Here is a 1,029-nt window from a genome sequence, read left to right on the forward strand (position 1 = left end):
CGTCCTGACAACGCTCGTGATCAACCCGCAGATCGTGACCTGAGCGTCCTCTTGGCCCGCGGTCAGGACCTCTGCGATCGTCGCGGTCCGGTGCCGGGTCAACGTCGCCTCGGCCCCGTTCAGCGGGTGCTCCGACACGTACAAGCCCAGCATGTCCCGCTCGAACCCCAGCCGCGTCTTGAGGTCCCATTCCAGATCCGGGATGTCGACGGTGCACACCGGCTCGTCGTCCTCGAACAGGGAGGCCCATCCGTTGGATGCCTTCTTCTTCGCGTCGACTGCCATGTCGACCGCCTGCGCGTGTACGGCGACCAAGCCCCGCCGGGGATGCTTCAGCGAGTCGAACGCTCCGGCCTTGACCAGAGACTCGATCGCGCGCTTGTTGCATCCCGCCTGGGGGACCCGCCCCAGGAAATCGGAGAACGAGACGTACAGCCCGTGGTGGCGGCCTTCGATGATGGCTGCCACCACGCTCTCCCCGACGTTGCGGATCGCCCCGAGGCCGAACCGGATGGCTGCGTCGTCGACCGCGCTGAAATGCAGCGTCGACTCGTTCACGTCCGGCGACAGGACCCGGACCCCCATGCGGCGGCACTCGGCCAGGTAGAGCGCGCACCGGTCCTTGTCGTCTCCCACCGACGTCAACAGGGCCGCCATGTAGTCGGCCGTGTAGTTCGCCTTCAGGTACGCCGTCCAGTACGACAGCAAGCCGTAGCCGGCCGTGTGGGACTTGTTGAAGCCATAGGAGGAGAACGGCACCAAGACATCCCAGAGCGACTGCATCGCCTCGCGGCCGAACCCGCTGGCCGCCATGCCCGCCGCGAACGACTCGAACTGCCGGTCCAGCTCGGCCTTCTTCTTCTTGCCCATCGCCCGCCGCAGCAGATCGGCGCTCGCCAGGGTGTAACCCGCGAGCTGCTGGGCGATGGCCATCACCTGCTCCTGGTAGACCACCATGCCGAAGGTGGAGCCCAGGATCAGCTCCAGCACCTCCCGCAGCTCGGGGTGGATCGGCGTGATGGCCTGTCT

General features: G+C 66.8%; 1 pseudogene. It reads right to left on the reverse strand.

The window, feature by feature from the left end:
* Window positions 1-1,029: pseudogene (locus AB0B89_RS36645) on the reverse strand (DNA polymerase III subunit alpha); the annotation flags it as partial.

Origin of the sequence: Sphaerisporangium sp. NPDC049002 (assembly GCF_040649355.1) — a bacterium.
GTDB lineage: Bacteria > Actinomycetota > Actinomycetes > Streptosporangiales > Streptosporangiaceae > Sphaerisporangium.